General features: G+C 61.2%; 18 protein-coding genes and 1 riboswitch. Of the genes, 5 read left to right on the forward strand and 13 right to left on the reverse strand.

Going from position 1 to position 18,777, the window contains the following annotated elements; translation table 11 throughout:
- The first annotated feature begins 15 nt into the window (after positions 1–15).
- Positions 16–1,146 carry a cobalt-precorrin-5B (C(1))-methyltransferase gene (locus tag BTN45_RS12905; RefSeq protein ID WP_207588175.1) on the forward strand — a complete coding sequence of 377 codons (1,131 nt, stop codon included), beginning with the start codon at positions 16–18 and terminating at the stop codon, positions 1,144–1,146.
- On the opposite strand, the gene cobM is transcribed toward BTN45_RS12905, so the two are convergent.
- Genes cobM through cbiE form a run of 3 tightly spaced genes read right to left on the reverse strand, consistent with a single transcriptional unit; the run spans position 1,101 to position 3,546 of the window.
- The gene (cobM, locus tag BTN45_RS12910) at positions 1,101–1,874 is read right to left on the reverse strand and encodes a precorrin-4 C(11)-methyltransferase (protein ID WP_004444155.1); all 774 of its coding nucleotides are present in this window, start codon (positions 1,872–1,874) and stop codon (positions 1,101–1,103) included. The two genes, BTN45_RS12905 and cobM, sit on opposite strands and share 46 nt — an antisense overlap.
- Positions 1,871–2,293 (reverse strand): cobalamin biosynthesis protein, encoded by a 423-nt coding sequence (locus BTN45_RS12915; RefSeq protein WP_004444156.1) that lies wholly within the window; start codon positions 2,291–2,293, stop codon positions 1,871–1,873. Before BTN45_RS12915 ends, cobM begins: the two co-directional genes overlap by 4 nt.
- A complete protein-coding gene (gene cbiE, locus BTN45_RS12920) occupies positions 2,287–3,546 on the reverse strand; it encodes a precorrin-6y C5,15-methyltransferase (decarboxylating) subunit CbiE (protein ID WP_207588177.1) in 1,260 nt (419 codons plus the stop codon). The genes BTN45_RS12915 and cbiE overlap by 7 nt, the downstream gene beginning before the upstream one ends.
- On the opposite strand from cbiE, the gene BTN45_RS12925 reads away from it, so the two are divergent.
- Positions 3,545–4,327, forward strand: coding sequence for a cobalt-precorrin-6A reductase (locus BTN45_RS12925; protein WP_207588179.1), 783 nt, complete (start codon positions 3,545–3,547; stop codon positions 4,325–4,327). The genes cbiE and BTN45_RS12925 overlap by 2 nt on opposite strands.
- On the opposite strand, the gene BTN45_RS12930 is transcribed toward BTN45_RS12925, so the two are convergent.
- Genes BTN45_RS12930 through BTN45_RS12960 form a run of 7 tightly spaced genes read right to left on the reverse strand, consistent with a single transcriptional unit; the run spans position 4,294 to position 12,609 of the window.
- On the reverse strand, positions 4,294–5,055 hold the full coding sequence (locus BTN45_RS12930) for a precorrin-3B C(17)-methyltransferase (RefSeq protein WP_004444163.1): 762 nt from the start codon (positions 5,053–5,055) through the stop codon (positions 4,294–4,296). The two genes, BTN45_RS12925 and BTN45_RS12930, sit on opposite strands and share 34 nt — an antisense overlap.
- Positions 5,052–5,819 carry a precorrin-2 C(20)-methyltransferase gene (locus BTN45_RS12935; protein WP_022557022.1) on the reverse strand — a complete coding sequence of 256 codons (768 nt, stop codon included), beginning with the start codon at positions 5,817–5,819 and terminating at the stop codon, positions 5,052–5,054. The genes BTN45_RS12930 and BTN45_RS12935 overlap by 4 nt, the downstream gene beginning before the upstream one ends.
- Positions 5,816–6,448, reverse strand: a complete 633-nt coding sequence (locus BTN45_RS12940; protein ID WP_006700275.1) for a precorrin-8X methylmutase — start codon at positions 6,446–6,448, stop codon at positions 5,816–5,818. Before BTN45_RS12940 ends, BTN45_RS12935 begins: the two co-directional genes overlap by 4 nt.
- Positions 6,445–7,797 carry a precorrin-3B synthase gene (cobG, locus tag BTN45_RS12945; protein ID WP_207589735.1) on the reverse strand — a complete coding sequence of 451 codons (1,353 nt, stop codon included), beginning with the start codon at positions 7,795–7,797 and terminating at the stop codon, positions 6,445–6,447. Before cobG ends, BTN45_RS12940 begins: the two co-directional genes overlap by 4 nt.
- Positions 7,797–11,147 (reverse strand): cobaltochelatase subunit CobN, encoded by a 3,351-nt coding sequence (cobN, locus tag BTN45_RS12950; protein ID WP_207588181.1) that lies wholly within the window; start codon positions 11,145–11,147, stop codon positions 7,797–7,799. The genes cobG and cobN overlap by 1 nt, the downstream gene beginning before the upstream one ends.
- 2 nt (positions 11,148–11,149) lie before the next feature.
- Complete coding sequence (gene cobW / locus BTN45_RS12955) at positions 11,150–12,187, reverse strand: cobalamin biosynthesis protein CobW (protein WP_006700272.1); 1,038 nt, start codon at positions 12,185–12,187, stop codon at positions 11,150–11,152.
- Positions 12,184–12,609, reverse strand: coding sequence for a DUF1636 family protein (locus BTN45_RS12960; RefSeq protein WP_207588184.1), 426 nt, complete (start codon positions 12,607–12,609; stop codon positions 12,184–12,186). The genes cobW and BTN45_RS12960 overlap by 4 nt, the downstream gene beginning before the upstream one ends.
- 117 nt (positions 12,610–12,726) lie before the next feature.
- A riboswitch (cobalamin riboswitch) is annotated at positions 12,727–12,944 on the reverse strand.
- 132 nt (positions 12,945–13,076) lie between these two features.
- Between BTN45_RS12960 and cobO the strand changes: the two genes are divergently transcribed.
- Entirely contained in the window at positions 13,077–13,694 is a 618-nt protein-coding gene (gene cobO, locus BTN45_RS12965) for a cob(I)yrinic acid a,c-diamide adenosyltransferase (RefSeq protein ID WP_004444179.1), read from the forward strand.
- A 1-nt stretch (position 13,695) separates the two neighbouring features.
- The gene (locus BTN45_RS12970) at positions 13,696–15,153 is read left to right on the forward strand and encodes a cobyric acid synthase (protein WP_207588191.1); all 1,458 of its coding nucleotides are present in this window, start codon (positions 13,696–13,698) and stop codon (positions 15,151–15,153) included.
- Here the strand turns inward: BTN45_RS12970 and cbiB are convergent.
- Positions 15,140–16,105, reverse strand: a complete 966-nt coding sequence (gene cbiB / locus BTN45_RS12975) for an adenosylcobinamide-phosphate synthase CbiB (RefSeq protein WP_207588195.1) — start codon at positions 16,103–16,105, stop codon at positions 15,140–15,142. The genes BTN45_RS12970 and cbiB overlap by 14 nt on opposite strands.
- Between cbiB and cobD the strand changes: the two genes are divergently transcribed.
- Positions 16,104–17,150 (forward strand): threonine-phosphate decarboxylase CobD, encoded by a 1,047-nt coding sequence (gene cobD, locus BTN45_RS12980; RefSeq protein ID WP_207588197.1) that lies wholly within the window; start codon positions 16,104–16,106, stop codon positions 17,148–17,150. The two genes, cbiB and cobD, sit on opposite strands and share 2 nt — an antisense overlap.
- Here the strand turns inward: cobD and BTN45_RS12985 are convergent.
- Positions 17,132–18,409, reverse strand: coding sequence for an L-fuconate dehydratase (locus BTN45_RS12985; RefSeq protein WP_006700268.1), 1,278 nt, complete (start codon positions 18,407–18,409; stop codon positions 17,132–17,134). The two genes, cobD and BTN45_RS12985, sit on opposite strands and share 19 nt — an antisense overlap.
- Positions 18,410–18,445: 36 nt before the next feature.
- Positions 18,446–18,775, reverse strand: a complete 330-nt coding sequence (locus tag BTN45_RS12990) for an L-rhamnose mutarotase (RefSeq protein WP_022557029.1) — start codon at positions 18,773–18,775, stop codon at positions 18,446–18,448.
- Positions 18,776–18,777 lie beyond the last annotated feature (2 nt).

The following is an 18,777-nucleotide window of genomic DNA, read 5'->3' on the forward strand; positions in this document are numbered from 1 at the left end:
GCTATAGGAATTCATATGGAAACGGATGGAAAGACCCTTCGCCGCGGCTGGACCACGGGCACCTGCGCGGCAGCCGCCACGAAGGCGGCCTGCGCCGCCCTTCTGACCGGCGAGTTTCCTTACCCTGTCGAGGTCGAACTTCCAAGCGGCGCGAGGCCCGCATTTTCCCTCGCGACCGAGGAAAAGGGTGAAAACTTCGCCCGCGCAGGTGTCATCAAGGATGCGGGCGATGACCCTGATGTTACCCACGGCGCGCTGATCGAAAGCACGGTGCGGCGCGGTCAGCCGGGAAGCGGTATCACCTTCAAGGCCGGCATGGGCGTCGGCACCGTCACGCGGCCCGGACTGCCCCTGCCGCCAGGAGAACCCGCCATCAATCCCGTGCCACGCAAGATGATCGAAACCGCCATTCACGAGGTGGCTGGTGCGGAGGCTGATTTCGAAGTCGAAATTTCCGTTCGAGACGGCGAGAAACTTGCGGAAAAAACCCTCAACGGCAGACTCGGCATTCTCGGGGGTATCTCCATTCTCGGCACCACGGGCGTCGTTATCCCTTTTTCCTGCTCGGCCTGGATCCACTCCATCTGGCGAGGCATTGACGTGGCGCGTGCGACCGGCTGCACTCACGTGCTCGGCGCTACCGGGAACACCTCTGAAAAAGCGGGACAGGCGCTGTATGAACTGCCCGAGGCCGCGTTGATCGACATGGGGGATTTCATCGGCGGCATGTTGAAATATCTGCGCAGCCACCCGGTCGAGCGGGTAACGATTGCTGGTGGCGTCGCCAAGATGACGAAGCTCGCCCAGGGGATGCTCGACGTGCACTCCAAAAAAGGTCTTGCCGATCTCGATGCGCTGGCGGCGCTGGCAGGGGAGGCAGGTGGCGATGGGGAACTCGCTGACGCCATTCGCAGCGCCAACACCGTCGCCCATGCTTTCCAGCTGGCCGATCGCAACGCTATCGATCTTGGCGCGATCGTTGCGGAAAAAGCCTGGGTGACCGCGGCGGCGGCGCTGAGGACGCCGGCCATAGCACTGGATATCCTTGTTTTCGATCGTCAGGGCGCGTTGAAGGGACGCACCGCCTCCACCCCGTCGCATCAGCCCGCCGCATCCTCCTTTGGAGACCGGAAGCGGCGTACATAGTCTGCACTGTAGAGTGCGCTTTCACGAAAATCCGTCGAGGCCAAACCACGGCCGACAAAGATCAGCGCCGTGCGCTCGACAGGCTCGGCCGCAAGCTTGCCTTCGATATCGAACAGGCTACCGCGAATGACCCGCTCATCCGGCCAGGACGCCCGCACGACAATGGCGACGGGGCAATCGGAACCATAAAGCGGCGTCAATTCTTCCACGACCCTGCCGATGGCATGAATGGCAAGATGGATGGCAAGCGTCGCGCCCGTCGCACCGAAAGCCTGCAGCGTCTCACCATCAGGCATCTTCGATGCACGCCCGGAAATCCGCGTCAGCACAAGGCTCTGCGCCACTTCCGGCACCGTCAGTTCGCGTTGCAAGGCGGCGGCGGCGGCGGCGAAGGAAGGAACCCCGGGCGTCACGCTGTAATCGAGCCCCAGCTGCTCCAGCCGGCGGATCTGTTCGCCCATTGCGCTCCAGACGGAAAGGTCGCCGGAGTGCAACCGTGCAACGTCCTTGCCTTCCCTTGCTGCCGCGATGAATTCCGCCTCGATCTCATCCAGCGAAAGTGCGGCCGTATCGACAATACGCGCGCCCGGCGGGCAATAGTCGATCAGCGCCTTCGGAACCAGCGAGCCGGCATAAAGGCAGACCGGGCACGCCGCGATAAGATCGCGCCCGCGCACCGTAATGAGATCGGCGGCGCCCGGACCGGCACCGATGAAATGAACCGTCATTCGTGTTCTCCATGTTCGATCGCGCAGCCGCCATCCTCTGGGGCGGCACCGTCAGCGGTTGCGATGGCCACCGTCACATCGCCGTGTACGAGCCGCGGCGCAACCAGTCTTGCATTCTCTCCCGCTGCCGCAAGCGCCGCGGTTTCGCTCACGCTCGGCAAACCGGACCGCTCGAAACTTGCGCGTGAAAACGTCAGTGTTTTCGAGATAACCGCGTCAAGCCGGTGCTGCGCGACGATTTCGAGCGACAGGGAAAGGGTTTTCGCCGCTTCCGCAAGGCCGGCTTCCCGCGATTTAAGTGGCGCAGTTGCCAGACGGTCGGCCTTGACGCCAAAATCCTGCTCGGCAGCGCGCAAGGCAGCGATGATCATCCCCGCCGTCGCTCCCTTGCGGCAGCCTATGCCAGCCACGATCACCATGGCTTCACCCAGCTCCACTGGGTCACCGGCATGGCCGGACGCCACCCCGACATTGAACCGACAGCCGCCGCCCGCGACACATCCAGCCTTACAATCGAACCGCCGAGCCTCGCATGCGCGGCCAGCAGAACTGCCTCCATTTCCAACGTCACGGCATTGGCGACCAGACGCCCACCGGATTTCAATGCCTCCACGGCCCCATCGAATACACCCGCTTCACTGCCGCCGCCGCCAATGAAGATTGCGTCCGGACGGGGTAACCCTTCAAAAGCGTCGGGAGCGGAACCGATCATGACCTCAAGCCCGGGAACACCGCAGACGTCGGCATTAAACGTTATGCGTTCCGCCCTTGTCGGGTGCTGCTCTATGGCAATGGCGCGGAGCGAAGGGTGCGACAGCATCCATTCAATACCGATCGAGCCGGAACCCGCACCGATATCCCAAAGCAGTTCGCCGCGGCGTGGCGCCAGCGAGGACAGGGTCACAGCCCGGATTTCGCGTTTGGTGATCTGCCCGTCATGTTCGAACAGGCCATCGTCAAGTCCGTGCGCAAAGGGCAGGACACGTGCGCCTTGATCCGCAACAACGTCAATTGCCACGACATTCAGAGCATTGACGTCCTCAACGGCGAAATCGCTCGCCGGGAGGCGGCGCGATCTTTCCTGTTCTCCTCCCAAAGCCTCGAGCAGAGTGAATTCCGACCGGCCGAAACCGGAGGCAGACAGCAATTTTGCGATCAAAACCGGGTCGCGCTCGTCCGACGTCAGCGCTATGATGCGGGTGCCGGGATGGAGATGCGGCCGCAAAAGGTCGATGGGTCGGCCGTGCAGCGAAACGCACTCGACCGACTGCAGCGGCCAGCCGAGCCGGGAAGCCGCGAGAGAAAAGGCCGAAGGCGAAGGATACGAGACAGCCTCCTGGACAGGGACGCTTCTCAGAAGCGTGACGCCCACACCGTAGAAGAACGGATCACCGGATGCCAGCACGCAAACCCTCCTGCCGCGCAGCGCCAGAACGTCCCTCATCTCCACGTCGAATGGCACGGGCCAGGCCCGTGCTTCGCCCCGAATGGACGCAGCGGCCAGGTCCAGATGACGTTTGCCGCCAAAGACAACTTCGGCGGCCTCGATTGCCCGCAGCGCATTTTTACCGAGCCCGTCAAGCCCGTCCTCGCCGATGCCGACGATGGAAAGCCAGCGCGTTGCTTCCTTTTCGGTGGAAGCCTTGCCCGTTCCGGAATATTCAGAGGTCATGACACGCTCCATACTCATTCTTGGCGGCACGACCGATGCCCGCCTCCTGGCCGGCCGGCTGGGCGAGGATTCCAGCTATCGTATCCTGCTCTCCATGGCGGGGCGCACGATCTCCCCGGTGGAACAGCCCGTACCCATGCGCAGTGGCGGCTTCGGCGGTGCGGCGGGGCTGGCGGATTTCATCCGCGCCGGGAATTTCGATATTCTGGTGGATGCGACCCATCCCTATGCCGCCAGAATTTCCGCCAATGCCGTGGAGGCGTCGAAGCGCGCAGGCGTTCCGCTCATCAGGCTTTCGCGTCCTGCCTGGCAGCGTCAGCCGGGCGATAACTGGCAAAGTGTCGAGAGCATCGATCAGGCGGTCGTCGCGCTTGGCGGCCAAGGCAGGTGCGTGTTTCTGGCGCTCGGTCGACAGGAGCTTCTTCCTTTTGAGGCCGCGCCCCAGCACAACTATCTCATCCGCAGCGTCGATCCCGTGGAACCGCCGCTGAAGTTGCCGGATGCGCGTTACATCACTGCACGCGGTCCTTTCGCAACGGAGGACGAAATCCGTATGCTGGAAGAAAACCGCATTGAGGTCGTGATATCGAAAAACTCGGGTGGCGCAGCAAGTTACGGCAAGATCGAAGCGGCCAGACAACTCCATCTGCCGGTTATCATGATCGAGCGGCCGAGGCAGTCGTGCGACACGGCCGCCACAAGCGTAACGGTGCCGGATATAGCGACTGCGCTCACCGCCATCCACCATCAGTTTTCTCTTTTCGAAAAACGAGGCGAATAAACGATCGGTTCTTTTCCGGGACGTTCGATCAAACGCGTTTCTTCCGAACCGACAATGACACAGGTCGCCATGTCTGCCATGTCGCTCGACGCCTCCGATAGCGGCACGACCCGTATGCGCTCATCCAGGCGGCCTGCCGCCCTGCCGAAGATCACCGGCACCGATCCGGGCAGGTGCACCCGCAACAGGTCAAAAGCCGTGCCGAGCTGATGCGGCCGCGCCTTGCTGACAGGATTATAGAAGGCCATCACGAAACCCGCCTGCGCCGCTGCGATCAGTCGTTTCTCGATGATTCCCCAGGGTTTGAGATTGTCCGACAGTGAAATGGCGCAAAAATCATGCCCGAGCGGCGCACCCGCTCTTGCCGCCACCGCCAGCATCGCCGTCACGCCGGGCACGACGGAAACATCGATGTCGCGCCATTCGGATGGACCATTTTCGATTGCCTCGCAGATGGCCGCCGCCATGGCGAAGACACCGGGATCACCACCGGAAACCACGCAGACCCTGCCGCCTTCGGCCGCAAGCCGAAGGGCCTGTTCAGCGCGGGAGATCTCCTCGCGATTGTCGGAGGCATGGCGGCGCTGATGGGGCCCAAGCGACAGCCGGTCGAGATAAGGAATGTAGCCGAAAAAATCGTCGGATGCCGCGACAGCGGCAAGCGCCTCCGGCGTCACCTGTGCAGCATTACCGGGACCCAGCCCGACGACGACGAGCTTGCCGGTCATGGTGCTTCACCCGCGCCGGGCCTCGTTTTCCAGCCAGGTACAAGAACCAGCGAAAAGTAGGGTGCAGGCGAAGCATCCCGCTCGATGAGCCGCACTGCATGGCTGTTGGCCATGGTGCCGCGCTCGACATAAAGCGCCTGTTCGAGCTTGCCGGCCTTTTCCAGTGCACGGCGGATTTTGGGCAGGTTGCGCCCGACTTTCATGATGACCGCCCCGTCCGTGCCGGAAAGACGGTCAGAAAGAACATCTTCTGCAAGCGTTCCAGGAAGCACGCTCAGAATATCGTCTCCCTGCACCAGCGGCAGCCCAGCCATGGACCAGCAGCCGGACATGGCGGTGATGCCGGCTACGACTTCCGCCTGATAGGACGGCGCAAGCCGCAGATGCAGATGCATATAGGAGCCATAGAACAGCGGATCGCCTTCCGAGAGCACGGCAACATTCCTGCCGGCTTCGAGATGTGCTGCAATGTCCTTCGCCGACTGATCGAAAAATCGGGCGATCGCATCGCGATAATCCTCACCGTTCTTGTCGCTTTCGACCGTGACGGGGTAAACCAACGGCATTTCAAGCGTGCCCGGACGGATAAAGGCCTCGACGATACCACGGCCGTTACCGCTACTGCCCTTTTTGCAGAAGAAAGCCAGAACGTCGGCTGCCTCGATGGCACGCACCGCTTTCAGCGTCAGCAGTTCAGGATCGCCGGGACCGGTGCCGACGCCGACGAGTTTCCCCTTACGATGTTCAAAAAGAGCCGCGCTCACAGGCCCGCCCTCGCAACCGCGTTGACGGCGGCAGCCGTCATGGCCGAGCCGCCCATGCGTCCCTTGACGATGGCGTAGGGAATGCCGAGCGTACTGACTTCCAACGCATCCTTCGATTCCGCTGCGCCGACGAAACCGACCGGCATGCCGATGATGGCGGCGGGGCGAGGCGCGCCCTTTTCGAGCATCTCCAGAAGATAGAACAGGGCTGTTGGCGCGTTGCCGATCGCCACCAGAGCACCGTTCATGTGCTCCGCCCAGAGATCAAGCGCGGCGGCCGAACGTGTATTGCCGATGGACCTCGCAATGTCGGGCGTGCGCGGATCACGAAGTGTGCAGATGACCGCATTGGCGGCTGGCAGGCGCGCGCGCGTCACACCATGGGCGACCATTTCCGCATCGCAAAGGATGGGCTTGCCCGCAAGGAGTGCGCCACGCGCGGCAGAGACAAAATCCGGGGAGAAACGGAAATGGGCGGCGGCCTCAACCAGCCCGCAGGCATGAATCATGCGAATGGCGATGTCCGCCTGATCCTCGGCAAAAGCGGACAAATCCGCTTCCTCGCGTATTATGGCGAAGGAGCGCTCATAGATCGCATTGCCATCGCGAATATAGTCATAGTCGGTCATCGGTCATCCTGTCGAAGCGCCGCGACAATTGCCTGCCTGCCCAGACGGGCAAACAGGCCAGCGGCGTTTTCCCCGGGCTTATGTTCTTTTTCATAAAGACGGGCAAGCCGCGAAAGCGCCGCTCTTTGTTGTGCAAAGGGTAAAATGCCGTCCGGCGAATCACCGGCGCGGCCAAAAATCGAAAAAGCCATGCCATTATCGGAACCTGAAAAGGTCAGAAGCGACGGCGCGGGATGGGCGCAGCCTTTGCCGCATCCAGAAATATGCAGGGTCACGGAACCGTCGAGCAGCGGGGCGCAAGCGCCTGCCGCAAAGGAAGCCAGTTCGTGAGTAGGATAAAAGGCCGACGCGCAACCGGGAGCGCCAGGACAGACTGCTATGGAAGATCTCCCGTCGCCGGCAGCCGTGACGAAACCCGATGTTCCGGCACTCGCAAGCAGTGCGCCGCACGCGCGCTGGGAACCGAAAAACAGCAGGCTATGATTTATCGCTGGCCGAAGAGACTGAATACCGAGCACGGCGGCCGCTTCGCAAAGACGTGCTATATCATTGGCTTTGATCTGACTGAAGGCAGGCGCGACGCCTGCAGCAAAACCGGCCCCGCCTGCGGCCATCAAACCCAAAGGCACGAAGGACGGGGATGCCTCGCTTCCGGCCCAATCCACCAGATGATCACCACAGATCGCTTCAATCATCTTCCGATCCAGATCGCGACCGCGGGCGAGCGGACCTTTTTTTGCCAGAAGCGCGAGCAATTCAAGGACGACACCAGCTGCGGCGCCGGCGCCAACCAGCCCCGCATCCACCGAGCTGCTTTCCGGACCGCCCACAAACAGGCGCCAGAAGACCTGCCCTTCCAGACGCTGTGCTTTCAGGCGGATGTCAGCGAGCAAATCTCCCATGGAAACATATCCGCCACCGTCGATCACCACAGACATTTTGGCGGCGAGTTTTTCAGCAAGTCCCGGCGCTTTTGCCTCCCGGCGAATCTCGTCTGCAAGAGAACGGCCATCGGCAATTTCCGCCTCGTCACGACCGGATAAGGGCGACACCTCAACCGCCAGCCCATCGCGAAGCGGTAGACCAAGCGCCAGAACCTCTTTTTCCAGAAAGCGCGCGCTCTCGGGCGACAGACCGCGAAATTGCAGGCTGCCCCGGGCGGTAATGTCCATCAAGCCATTGCCATGGAAATCCGAAAGATCGCAAAGCCTCTTCATCTCAAGGGGCGTGATATCCTCTTCGAATGCGATCCGTGACAGGAGACCATCGCCGGTGGGCATGGGTGCAGAGAGAGCCGGGCATGCGCCGCGGCGGCTGACTGGCTGAACGGGATTGAATAAGGCCGTCATCACGCGCCGACCCTTTCCGGACGGGGCAAAAGCAGCATTTCAAGCTCCGCATCCACCGCGTTTCGGCGACTGTGCCACAGGCCGCGGCGGCGGGCGGACAAGAAACGTTCCGCCATCACCCGCGCTGCCTTCGGGTTTTCGCGCAGGATGAAATCGCGCACCGCTTCATTGCCGAAATAGGCATCGTGAAGGGCTTCGATCAACGATGACGACACCGCATTGGTGGTTTCGGCAAAGCCGACCAGCCGGTCCACCGTCTCGGCAAACTCCGCCGCACCGCGTGGACCATGTCGCATCTGGCCTTCGATGAAGCGCGGATTGACGGCCCGGGCCCGCACCACCCGCGTCAGGGCCTGTGTCATCGATCTTGCCCGTGGGCGCGCCGGATCGGTCGTATCCAGCGCCACGATATCGGCAACGCCTCCAAGTGCAGCCTTGGCAGCGGAAAAGCCGCCAATGAAAGCGACATCGGAAGAACCGTCCAGAAGATCGCGGCCGGGATCATCGCCGGTGTGAACCAGAAGATCAGCCCGGCGCACCGCCTGCGCAAATCCGGCATCCTCGAAAATCTCCAGCCCGTCCGCACCCCCGAATGCGTGACTTGCCGCATCTAAGTAGGCTTTACCCAGTTCCTCGCGTTCGTCCCATTTGCCGCTGGCGAGCTTCTCCTCAATACCGGCACCATAGGTGCCGGGCGCAGAGCCGAAAATCCGCGGTGGTACATGACCGAGCAGAGCCGCCTCTTCCGCAAGCGGATTGTCGCCCGGCGCTTCTTCACGCCGCGCCACGGCCTTGGCGGCAGCATCGAGAAGCGCGATCAGCGCAGGAAACATATCCCGAAACAGACCGGAAATGCGGAACGTGACATCAACGCGTGGACGGCCGAGGCTGGCCGGCGGCAGCACCTCGATGCCGGTAACGCGGCCGGTGCCGGCGTCGTAAATTGGCCGCGCTCCCATCAGGTGCAGCGCCTGCGCCACATCCTCGCCGCCGTTGCGAAGACTGGCACTTCCCCAGAGATCGAACACCAGATGTTTCGGCCAATCCCCGTGGCTCTGCAGATGATGACGGAGCACCTCTTCGCCGGCCATGCGCCCGAGTTCAAAAGCGGTGGGCGTCGGCATCGTGCGCGGATCCGCTGCATAAAGATTGCGGCCCGTGGGAAGTACATCGATCCGGCCCCGTGCCGGTGCGCCGGAAGGACCGGGAGCAACGTGCCGGCCATCGAGTGCGGCAAGCAAGGCCGCCTTCTCGGCCCGGGCGCTTTGAAGTCTCAGAGGATCAGCCTCACCTTCGGCGCAGCGGCCGAAAATGTGCTGGCCGTCCTTGATCGCAAAATCCTTGAGATCACAGAGAAAGGCGTCGATGCGTGAGAGGGCGGCGTCGGCATCGTCTTTCGTATTCACGCCGGCCTCGGTTGCAAGCCCGGTTTCCTGCGCTTTTTCAATGATCAGCTTCGCCAGCCGGTCGCGCCGGCGCCGATCGAGCCCATCGGCCTGCGCATATTCGTCGACCAGCTGTTCAAGCGCCAGTTGTTCCGGCGAAAGCCCGGCATTAACCAGCACCGGCGGAATATGGCCGATGGTGACGGCTGCAATACGCCGTTTCGCCACCGCCGCCTCACCGGGATTGGAAACGATAAACGGATAAATCACCGGCAGCGGACCAGTGACAATTTCCGGAAAGCACTTGCGGGAAAGCGCCACTGTCTTGCCCGGCAGCCATTCCAGCGTACCGTGCGCGCCCACATGCACGATGGCATGGGCGGATGCCACGCGCTGCATCCATGCGCCGAAGGCAACAAGCGCGTGGCGCGGTGGCAGGGCGGGATCGTGATAGTCAACCCGGCGGTCCTCATTGCGCCCCCTGTCCGGCGCAAGCGCCACGAAGATCTGGCCGAAACGCGCGACGCGAAAATGAAACCTGCCATCGGCGAAAGCTTCGTCACTTTCCGCAGCTCCCCATGTCGCGTTCAAGGAGGACGCGGCATCGTTAGGCAAACCCGAAAGAAAACCTCGATAGTCCGCAAGATCGATCGTCGCTTCCTGCTGCTCGAGGCGATCGAGCAGCGCCCTTGCCGTTTCGGGAATATCTTCGACGCAATAGCCGGCATCAGCAAGATCTCGCAGCATTTCGAGCACACTTTGCGGCACATCGAGACCAACGGCGTAACCGGTTCGCCCCGGGGCTGCACCCGGATAATCCGGCATCAGAACGACAATGCGCCGCTCCTCCGGCGAGCTATTTTTCAAACGCAGGAAAGCCGCGATGCGGCTTGCCACCTGTTCGACACGATCCGCCTCCGGCATGTTTACGAGACTGATACCGCCATCGGTCCGAGGCTGCTTGAATGAAATCACGCCTGCGAAAATCCGGCCATCCAGTTCAGGCAGCACAATATGCATGGCAAGATCGGACGGATTTAGTCCACGCGCATTCGCCGCCCAGCCGTCGCGGCGGGTCGTCGCCATGGCGACCTGGAAAACGGGGACGCCAAGCCGATCGAACAGCGTATGGCCATCGGCATCGCTCTGACTGGCAAAGGCCGTCGCGGCAACGATGGCAGCGGGCTGAATATCTCTCAGCGCCTTTTCGAGAAAGCGAAGGGCGTCGCCATCCTTCAGGCCGCTGACAAAAATCGGCACCGGGGAGAAACCGCGCTCGCAAAGCGCGTGAAAGAGCGCATCCACCGGCGCTGCATCCGCAGCCAGCAACATGGAGCGATAAAAGACAATAGGCAGAACGGGCGCGGCAGCCTGGAAGCCAGAGCAGGCCTCCGTTTGCCCCAACACCCCCAACCCGGGCCGATAAAAGCCGGCTTTCGCCAATGGCTCAGCCTCTATCGCCGGCCACGCGTCGTCTCTCGCCAGAGCGGCGAGGCCACCGGCAAGGCGGCTCATATTCTCTCTTCCGCCTTCGCGGAAAAAAGAAAGGACAGATGTCAGGATGTGTGTGTCCACGGTCGACGCCGCTTCGAGCTTTTCGTCCCTTTCACTGCATTCGCCGGGCAGAAGCAGAAGCTTTATGCCACGTCGGCGCGCCATGCTGGAAAGCTGATCAACTCCATAACGCCAGCGTTCCGCTCCACCGAGGATTCGGACAAGAATGACCGTGGCATGCTCCGCCGTCTTTTCGATCCACAGGTCAACCGACATGGGATGGCGAAGCTCGGCGAGGTTTGCGGCGGACAGGCTGGGGAGCACACTGTCCGCCTGTCGCCACGCCTGCTCAAGCCCGGCAAGATCGCTTGTCGAAAACGACAGCATCACCACATCCGATCGAGGCTGGTTGAGGTCAACCGGCTCGATCAGATCGTCGAGAGACGAGGATGTGGTGGCAAGAATATGCATCGTCAGGCGGCCAGCATCTGTTCGATCTTTTCGCGATTGATGCCCTTTTCGCCGATGATGACCAGTCGGCTGCGGCGCTGCTCGCCCGCTGCCCAGGGGCGGTCATAATAATGATTGACCCGGCTTCCGACCGCCTGCACCTGCAGACGCATGGGCTTGGCGGAAACTTCGACGAAGCCCTTGATGCGCAGGACGTTTTCAGCCGCAGCCGTTTCGGCAATGCGCGCCGCCAGTGCTTCCGGATCGGCCACGGCCGGCAGGTCGATCACGAAGCTGTCGAAATCGTCGTGTTCATGGTCGAGTTCACCGTCATGGTGGGTGCGGCGGTTTTCGATATCCTCTTCAACGGCAAGACCAAGACCGATCAGCACGGCGGGGTCGATGGCGCCATTGGAGGCCACAACGATCTTCGCCGCCTTCGGCAGATGTTCGAGCACATGCGCCCTCGCCTTGTCGAGGCCGGCTTCATCTAGAAGATCGGCCTTGGTGAGAACGATGAGATCGGCGCAGGCGACCTGGTCCTCGAAAACTTCCTCAACCGGATCATCGTGATCAAGCGCCTCGTCATTGGCCCGCTGAGCAGCGAGCGCCTCCATGTCGTGCGCGACCTTTCCTTCAGCAAGGGCGGCGCCATCCACCACGGCCACAACGGCGTCCACGGTCACGCGGCTCTTGATGGCCGGCCATTGGAAAGCCTGGACCAGCGGCTTAGGCAGGGCAAGACCCGAGGTCTCGATCAGAATATGCTCCACCTTCGGCTGGCGGCTGAGAATCTGTTCGATCGCGGGCTGGAAATCGTCAGCCACCGTGCAGCAGATACAGCCGTTGGCCAGTTCGACGATGTTTTCTTCGGGGCAGCTTTCAATGCCGCAGCCTTTCAGGATTTCGCCGTCGATACCGATATCGCCGAATTCATTGACGATGATTGCGAGCCGCTTGCCGTCCAGCTTTTCCAGAAGACCCCGCAACAGCGTCGTTTTTCCCGCCCCCAGAAAACCGGTGACGATGGTGCAGGGAACGCGGTCCAGATGGTTGCTCATGATCTCTCCTCGGTAAAATCGAATGGGGGAATGCGCGCCACCATGCCGCGCTTTAATGGTTCGGGGCGGCCGCGCCAGGGCATCAGGCCATCTGAAGACGCAGAAAGAAGCCGCGCGCCGGTCAGCAGGTCCCCTGCATCGTCGGGTTTCAGCCCGCCAAACACATAGGACCAGCCATTGGCGCTGCGCAGCACGGCACTGAGGCCACGTTTGCAGTTGGCGAGACAATTGACGGAACGGACCGCGATGCCGGACGCTTCCGCCTCTGCGGTGACGGCCTCGGCAAGACGTGAGCCGGCACGTGGCTCGGCGCTGGGATCAGCTTCGTCGCGACAGCTTCGGCAAACGAAAACGACCACACCGGACGCCGTTTCATCCTGCGCGTTTCCACCAGCATGTGAAGATGTCGCTGAAATATCCAAACCGTATCGTTCCCGCGCCAAGTCAAATTCTTTGGGGTGCGGATATCGAAAACGGTATGCGCACAGGCACAGACCGGCTGTTCGACGTCATCGACTGACCGGAGCACCCCGCCCGGTAGACGTTTTTCCTGAAACGGCAGGTCTCCTGGCTTGCGGCTCGATGAGCGCCCGGACACCGCCTTCCCGAACCGTCTCTCTGGTCCAGTGGCTTTACGGTGCGGGCTTGCCGCTTACAGTTGCGGGGGCAGCCACGGAATGACCCGTTTCAGGGTGGAACCGTGTTCCCTCTTAGCTTTTCCCGTTGCCGGGGAAAGACCGTCAGTTCCTTACCCTTAGGCCGAACGGGCTTTGGGGTCAATGCCGCCCCCCGTGGCTCGCGCATTGCCGGGTGCGGCAAATTGGGTATAGTCGCCGCTCCGAAGGGCAGGGATAAGTTCCCGGCTGCTGGAGTGAAGAAGGAATATGCGATGACACGCGACATCAGCGACAACGAAGCCGAGCGCCATCGGCAGAAAATGGTCAACCGCAAGACGGTGCAGGATGCCGAAGTCGCGGCAAAGACCATCGAAAAAGGTCTGCTGATGATCAATACCGGCCCCGGCAAGGGCAAGTCCACGGCCGCCTTCGGCCTTGCGTTGCGTATGCTCGGCATCGGGCGCAGGGTCGGCGTCGTGCAATTCATCAAGGGTGCATGGTCGACCGGCGAACAGCAGGCGCTGGCTCTGTTCGGTGACAAGGTGGTGTGGCGTACCATGGGGGAAGGCTTCACCTGGGATACGCAGGATCTGAAGCGCGATGTTGCCGCTGCCGCGAAGGCGTGGGAAGAAGCCGTGACACTGATGGCTGACCAGACGATCGGCCTGCTGATACTCGACGAACTGAATATCGCATTGCGTTATGATTACCTGCCGCTTGACGAGGTTGTGACGACGCTGGCCAGCCGTCGGCCCGATCTGCACATCATCGTCACCGGCCGCAATGCCAAGCAACCGCTGATCGACGCCGCCGACATGGTGACGGAGATGACGCTGGTAAAACATCATTTCAAGGCGGGCGTGAAAGCACAGCCAGGGATAGAATTCTGACATGGCCGCACGGGTTCTGATGTTTCAGGGAACCGGCTCGGATGTCGGCAAATCGCTGATGGTGGCCGGTCTAGCCCGCGCCTTCGTCAGGCGCGGCCTGTCCGTCATGCCGTTCAAACCACAGAACATGTCGAATAATGCGGCCGTTACCGCCGACGGCGGCGAGATCGGCCGAGCACAGGCGCTGCAGGCGCGGGCCGCTGGCGTACCCCTCTCTGTCCACATGAATCCGGTTCTTCTGAAACCGCAGAGCGAGACCGGGGCACAGGTGGTGGTTCAGGGCAAAATCGCCGGCAATGCCAGAGCAGCCGATTACCAGCACCTGAAAGCCGGGTTGATGCCGCGCGTGCTGGATAGCTTCAACCGCCTGAAACAACAGGCCGATCTGGTGCTGGTGGAGGGGGCGGGCAGCGCATCCGAAATCAATCTGCGTGCCAATGATATCGCCAATATGGGGTTTGCGAGAGCTGCTGACGCGCCTGTGATCCTCATCGGCGATATTGACCGCGGCGGCGTCATCGCCAGCCTTGTCGGTACCAAAGCCGTCCTCGAACCTGACGATGCGGCGATGATCGAAGGTTTCATCGTCAACCGCTTTCGCGGTGATCCCGCGTTGTTTTCGGACGGCATGCGGATAATTCAGAAAAGGACAGGCTGGGCCTCGATAGGCCTTCTGCCACATTTCTCCGATGCCACGAAACTGCCGGCTGAAGACGCGCTCGGTCTTTCCGGCCCGGCTGAGCGAAAACCCGGCGCAAAGATCCGCATCGCCGTGCCGATCCTGCCGCACATTTCCAATTTCGATGATCTCGACCCTCTGGACATGGAGCCGGACGTGGAACTGATCCGCGTGTGGCCGAGCGAGACCATTCCCGCCGATTGCCGGCTGGTTTTGCTGTGCGGTTCAAAATCCACCATTGCCGATCTCGCCGTGCTGAAAGATGCGGGTCTGGACATCGACATAAAGGCGCATGTGCGCCGCGGCGGCTACGTTCTCGGCCTTTGCGGTGGCTACCAGATGCTCGGAAAAACCGTTGCGGATCCTGACGGTATCGAGGGATCACCTGCGACTGTGGACGGGCTCGGCCTGCTTGATGTCGACACGGTTTTGACGGGTGACAAGCGACTCGTTTCCGTTCAAGGCGTGAGCTTTGATGGTGTTGGTTTATCCGGCTACGAAATGCATGTGGGGAAAACCACGGGAGCAGCAGGCAATCTGGTGTTTTCGACGATCGACGGGCATCACGATGGAAGCATCTCACCCGACGGTCGTGTCTTCGGCACCTATATTCACGGCCTTTTTGCTCATGATAGCCAGCGCGGCGCATGGTTGGAGCGTCTCGGCGGGTGCGGCACCGACCTGAACTATGATGCGCAGGTGGATGCGGTTCTCGACCGTCTGGCTGCGCATATGGAACAGCACCTCGATCTCGACGGTCTGCTGGCTATAGCGCGATAAGGATCGCCAGAAGTCCGAATAGGCCGATCAGCAACAGGTCCGCAATCCGTGCCAGCCGCAACGCCGTGCGAATATCGCCGGCGACCAGCGCAGACCTTCCGCCGTCCCCCATGAAACGCGCTTCGATCATCTGTCCGCCGTAAGAACGCGGTCCGGCAAGCGCAAAACCCAGCGCGCCGGCCAGCGCCGCCTCCGGCCAGCCTGCATTGGGAGAGCGGTGGTGGCGCGCATCGCGACGGATCGCGGCAATGGCCGCTTTTGGCGACGCGCCCTCGACAAAAAATGCGGCGACCACAAACAGGCTGCCGCTCAATCTCGAAGCGGGCAGATTGATGAGATCGTCAAGCCGGGCCGAAGCCCAGCCGAACGCTTCATGGCGAGGCGAACGATGACCTATCATGCTGTCGGCCGTATTGACCGCCTTATAGGCCGCACCACCTGGCAGGCCCAGAAGCCCCATCCAGACGGCAGGGGCGACGATGCCATCGGAAAAGTTCTCGGCGAGACTTTCGATCGCCGCCCGGCAGATCGCCGCCTCATCCAGCTTTTGCGGGTCGCGGCCGACGATCATCGAGACAGCCTTGCGGCCACCCTCAACTCCTTCACGCTCCAGCGCAGTCGCAACCGCCTCCACATGCTGTTCCAGACTTTTCTGTGCCGGAAGCGAAGCACCGAGGATGGCGACCGCCAGAAGTCCGAAGGGCAGGAAAAGCAGAACAGATTGCGCAAACCATGCAAGGATCACCGTCAGCCCGACAAAAACAACCAGCGCCACAACACCCGCGGCCTTGCGCCGTGAAAATGACGCGCTGTCCCGGTTCCATTTTTGGTCCAGCAGCGCGATAAGCGAACCGACCCAGGTGACAGGATGGCCGATATGTTTGAACAGCCAGTCCGGATAACCGGTCAGGCGTTCGATCACGAGCGACAGGAAAGCGAGAGCGAAGAACATGGGCGAGACAATATCAGAAATGGCACAGGCTGCGATCCGCCACGGCGGCAATCTCGGCAGAGCGCGCCTGATGTTTCCAGACGCGTCTGAACCGTGGATCGACCTTTCGACCGGAATCAACCCGCATCCCTATCCGTATTCTGCCATTCCCGCCAGCGCATTCGCTCGCCTGCCGGAGCCCGAGACGGCCGACTATCTGAAACGGCTGGCCGCACCCCATTTCGGCGCACCCTCCGCCCGACATGTCACGCTATCGCCCGGCACCCAGATGCTCATGCCGCTGCTGGCTCAAACCGCACTTGCCCGGGGCGCCAAGAGCGGCGCAGTGCTGTCACCTGCCTACGCGGAACATGCCCGCACCGCACGCATGGCCGGGCTGACCATGAGGGAAGTGGAGCATGTCAGCGACCTGATCGCTCACGACTACGTGGTGGTGGTCAATCCCAACAATCCCGACGGACGTATCATCGATCGCGAAACTCTTTTGCGGCTCGCCGATTCAATGCATCGAAACGGCGGCCTGCTGGTGGTGGATGAAGCCTTCATCGAAACCGGAGGCGCCCAGAGCCTTGCGGATAGCGTTGATCGGCATGCTCTGGTCGTCCTTCGTTCCTTCGGCAAATTTTATGGCCTGGCGGGAATCCGGCTTGGTTTTGCAATTGCGCACCCTGATATCGCTGCGGGGTTGGAGGCGAGGCTCGGCCCATGGGCGGTTTCCGGCCCGGCGCTGCACATTGCAACGGAAGCCTTGGCGGATGGAACGTGGCAATCTGCGATGCGGCTGCGTCTCGCGGATGAAGCACGGTGCATGAATCGCCTTTTGGAAAAAGCGGGTCTGAACGGGGTTGGCGGCACGCCTCTGTTCACACTGGTGCGGGACGAGCGTGCCAAGGCCCTGTTCGACCATCTCGGCCGTCTCGGGATACTCGTGCGCATTTTCGATGAAAGGCCAGACGACATCCGTTTCGGCCTTCCGGGTAACGACGCTGAGTGGCAGCGCCTTCAAGCGGCGCTGCTCTCTTTCGATCATCCCTCGAAAGTGTAGGTTTCAATCGACTCCGGCTTCATTTCGATGGAGAAACCCGGCAGTTTCGGCGGCATATAAGCGGCGTTTCTGATATCGCAGGGCTCGATGAAATGCTCGTGTAGGTGATCCACATATTCGATGACGCGACCTTCCTTGGTGCCTGAAACCACCAGATAGTCGATCATCGACAGGTGCTGCACATATTCGCAAAGCCCGACGCCGCCGGCATGCGGCCAGACCGGCAGATTGTATTTGGCGGCAATCAGCAGCACCGCCAGCACTTCGTTGAGGCCACCCATACGGCAGCTGTCGATCTGCACCACATCGATCGCGCCTTCAGCGATGAACTGCTTGAACATGATGCGGTTCTGGCACATTTCGCCCGTCGCCACCTTCACGGAACCAATGGCTGCGCGAATCTTGCGATGGCCGGCGACATCATCCGGGCTGGTCGGTTCTTCGATGAAGAAGGGCTTGGAAAAGGCGAGCTTATTCACCCACTCGATTGCCTGGTCCACTTCCCACACCTGATTGGCATCGATCATCAGATAACGGTCGGGGCCGATCACTTCGCGGGCAATGGTGAGACGGCGAATGTCATCCTCCAGATCACGTCCAACCTTCATCTTCACATGGTTGAAACCGGCATCGATGGCTTCCTGGCAAAGACGGCGCAGCTTGGCGTCGTCATAACCGAGCCAGCCTGCGGAAGTCGTATAGCAGGCGTAACCTTCGCTCTTCAGCGTCTCGATGCGTTCCTTTTTGCCGCTTTCGGCTTTCTTGAGAATTGCGAGCGCCTCGTCCCGGGTCAGCACGTCAGTAAGATAACGGTAATCAACGATATCGGCGATTTCTTCGGCGCTCATATCAGCCACCAGCTGCCACACCGGCTTGCCGGCTTTCTTGGCCAGCAAATCCCACACTGCGTTGACAACGGCGCCGGTGGCGAGATGCATCGCACCCTTGTCGGGGCCGATCCAGCGCAGCTGGCTGTCGCTGGTCAGATGCCGCCAATATTTGCCGGGGTTCTCGGTGACCGTGGCAAGATCGGTGCCGACGACGAGGTGACGCATCGCTTCGATGGCCATGCAGCAAATATCGTTGCCCCGGCCGATGGTGAAGGTCAGGCCGTGGCCTTTAAGCCCCGGCTCATCCGTGTCGAGAATGACATAAGCCGCCGAATAATCCGGGTCGGGGTTCATCGCATCGGAGCCGTCCAGGCTCTGGGATGTGGGGAAGCGCAGGTCGAAAACACGCAGATCAGTAATTTTTGTCATGGCCGTTTACTCGCGGTCAGTGCCTATGGAAATCGTTCAGTCGTGGTGGAAGGTTTCTTCCATCATAGCCCACCACTCGCCGTCCCTGCGGTTTTCGAGCGGTTTCTGGCAGGGAATGGTAAAAGACCACCATTCCTGGTTCTTGGGGCTTGCCGCCATCTTCGCCATATCGGCGCTGAAATCGGTGCCATGATACTCCCAATAGCCAAACAGCAGGTTTTCCGGCTCCCGCAGGAAAATCGTGTAGTTACGGATATTGCAATCGCTGATCAGCGCCAGAACTTCCGGCCAGACGGCGGCATGCAGCCTTTTATACTCCGCGATCATCTCCGGCTTGACGCCTATCACCATTCCCATACGCTGCATGA

The sequence above is a fragment of the Rhizobium sp. ZX09 genome, from assembly GCF_017357485.1.
Taxonomy (GTDB): Bacteria; Pseudomonadota; Alphaproteobacteria; order Rhizobiales; family Rhizobiaceae; genus Agrobacterium; species Agrobacterium pusense.

Bases quoted from the DNA above. Each gene is read 5' to 3' on its own strand.
- BTN45_RS12905 (WP_207588175.1), top strand. From the start codon at position 16: ATGGAAACGGATGGAAAGACCCTTCGCCGCGGCTGGACCACGGGCACC.
- BTN45_RS12940 (WP_006700275.1), bottom strand. From the start codon at position 6,448: ATGACCGACTATGACTATATTCGCGATGGCAATGCGATCTATGAGCGC.
- cobD (WP_207588197.1), top strand. From the start codon at position 16,104: ATGGGCGAGACAATATCAGAAATGGCACAGGCTGCGATCCGCCACGGC.
- cobN (WP_207588181.1), bottom strand. From the start codon at position 11,147: ATGCATATTCTTGCCACCACATCCTCGTCTCTCGACGATCTGATCGAG.
- cobM (WP_004444155.1), bottom strand. From the start codon at position 1,874: ATGACGGTTCATTTCATCGGTGCCGGTCCGGGCGCCGCCGATCTCATT.
- cobW (WP_006700272.1), bottom strand. From the start codon at position 12,187: ATGAGCAACCATCTGGACCGCGTTCCCTGCACCATCGTCACCGGTTTT.
- BTN45_RS12970 (WP_207588191.1), top strand. From the start codon at position 13,696: ATGGCCGCACGGGTTCTGATGTTTCAGGGAACCGGCTCGGATGTCGGC.
- cobO (WP_004444179.1), top strand. From the start codon at position 13,077: ATGACACGCGACATCAGCGACAACGAAGCCGAGCGCCATCGGCAGAAA.
- cobG (WP_207589735.1), bottom strand. From the start codon at position 7,797: ATGACGGCCTTATTCAATCCCGTTCAGCCAGTCAGCCGCCGCGGCGCA.
- cbiB (WP_207588195.1), bottom strand. From the start codon at position 16,105: ATGTTCTTCGCTCTCGCTTTCCTGTCGCTCGTGATCGAACGCCTGACC.
- BTN45_RS12930 (WP_004444163.1), bottom strand. From the start codon at position 5,055: ATGACCGGCAAGCTCGTCGTCGTCGGGCTGGGTCCCGGTAATGCTGCA.
- cbiE (WP_207588177.1), bottom strand. From the start codon at position 3,546: ATGACCTCTGAATATTCCGGAACGGGCAAGGCTTCCACCGAAAAGGAA.
- BTN45_RS12925 (WP_207588179.1), top strand. From the start codon at position 3,545: ATGACACGCTCCATACTCATTCTTGGCGGCACGACCGATGCCCGCCTC.
- BTN45_RS12915 (WP_004444156.1), bottom strand. From the start codon at position 2,293: ATGGTGATCGTGGCTGGCATAGGCTGCCGCAAGGGAGCGACGGCGGGG.
- BTN45_RS12990 (WP_022557029.1), bottom strand. From the start codon at position 18,775: ATGCAGCGTATGGGAATGGTGATAGGCGTCAAGCCGGAGATGATCGCG.
- BTN45_RS12985 (WP_006700268.1), bottom strand. From the start codon at position 18,409: ATGACAAAAATTACTGATCTGCGTGTTTTCGACCTGCGCTTCCCCACA.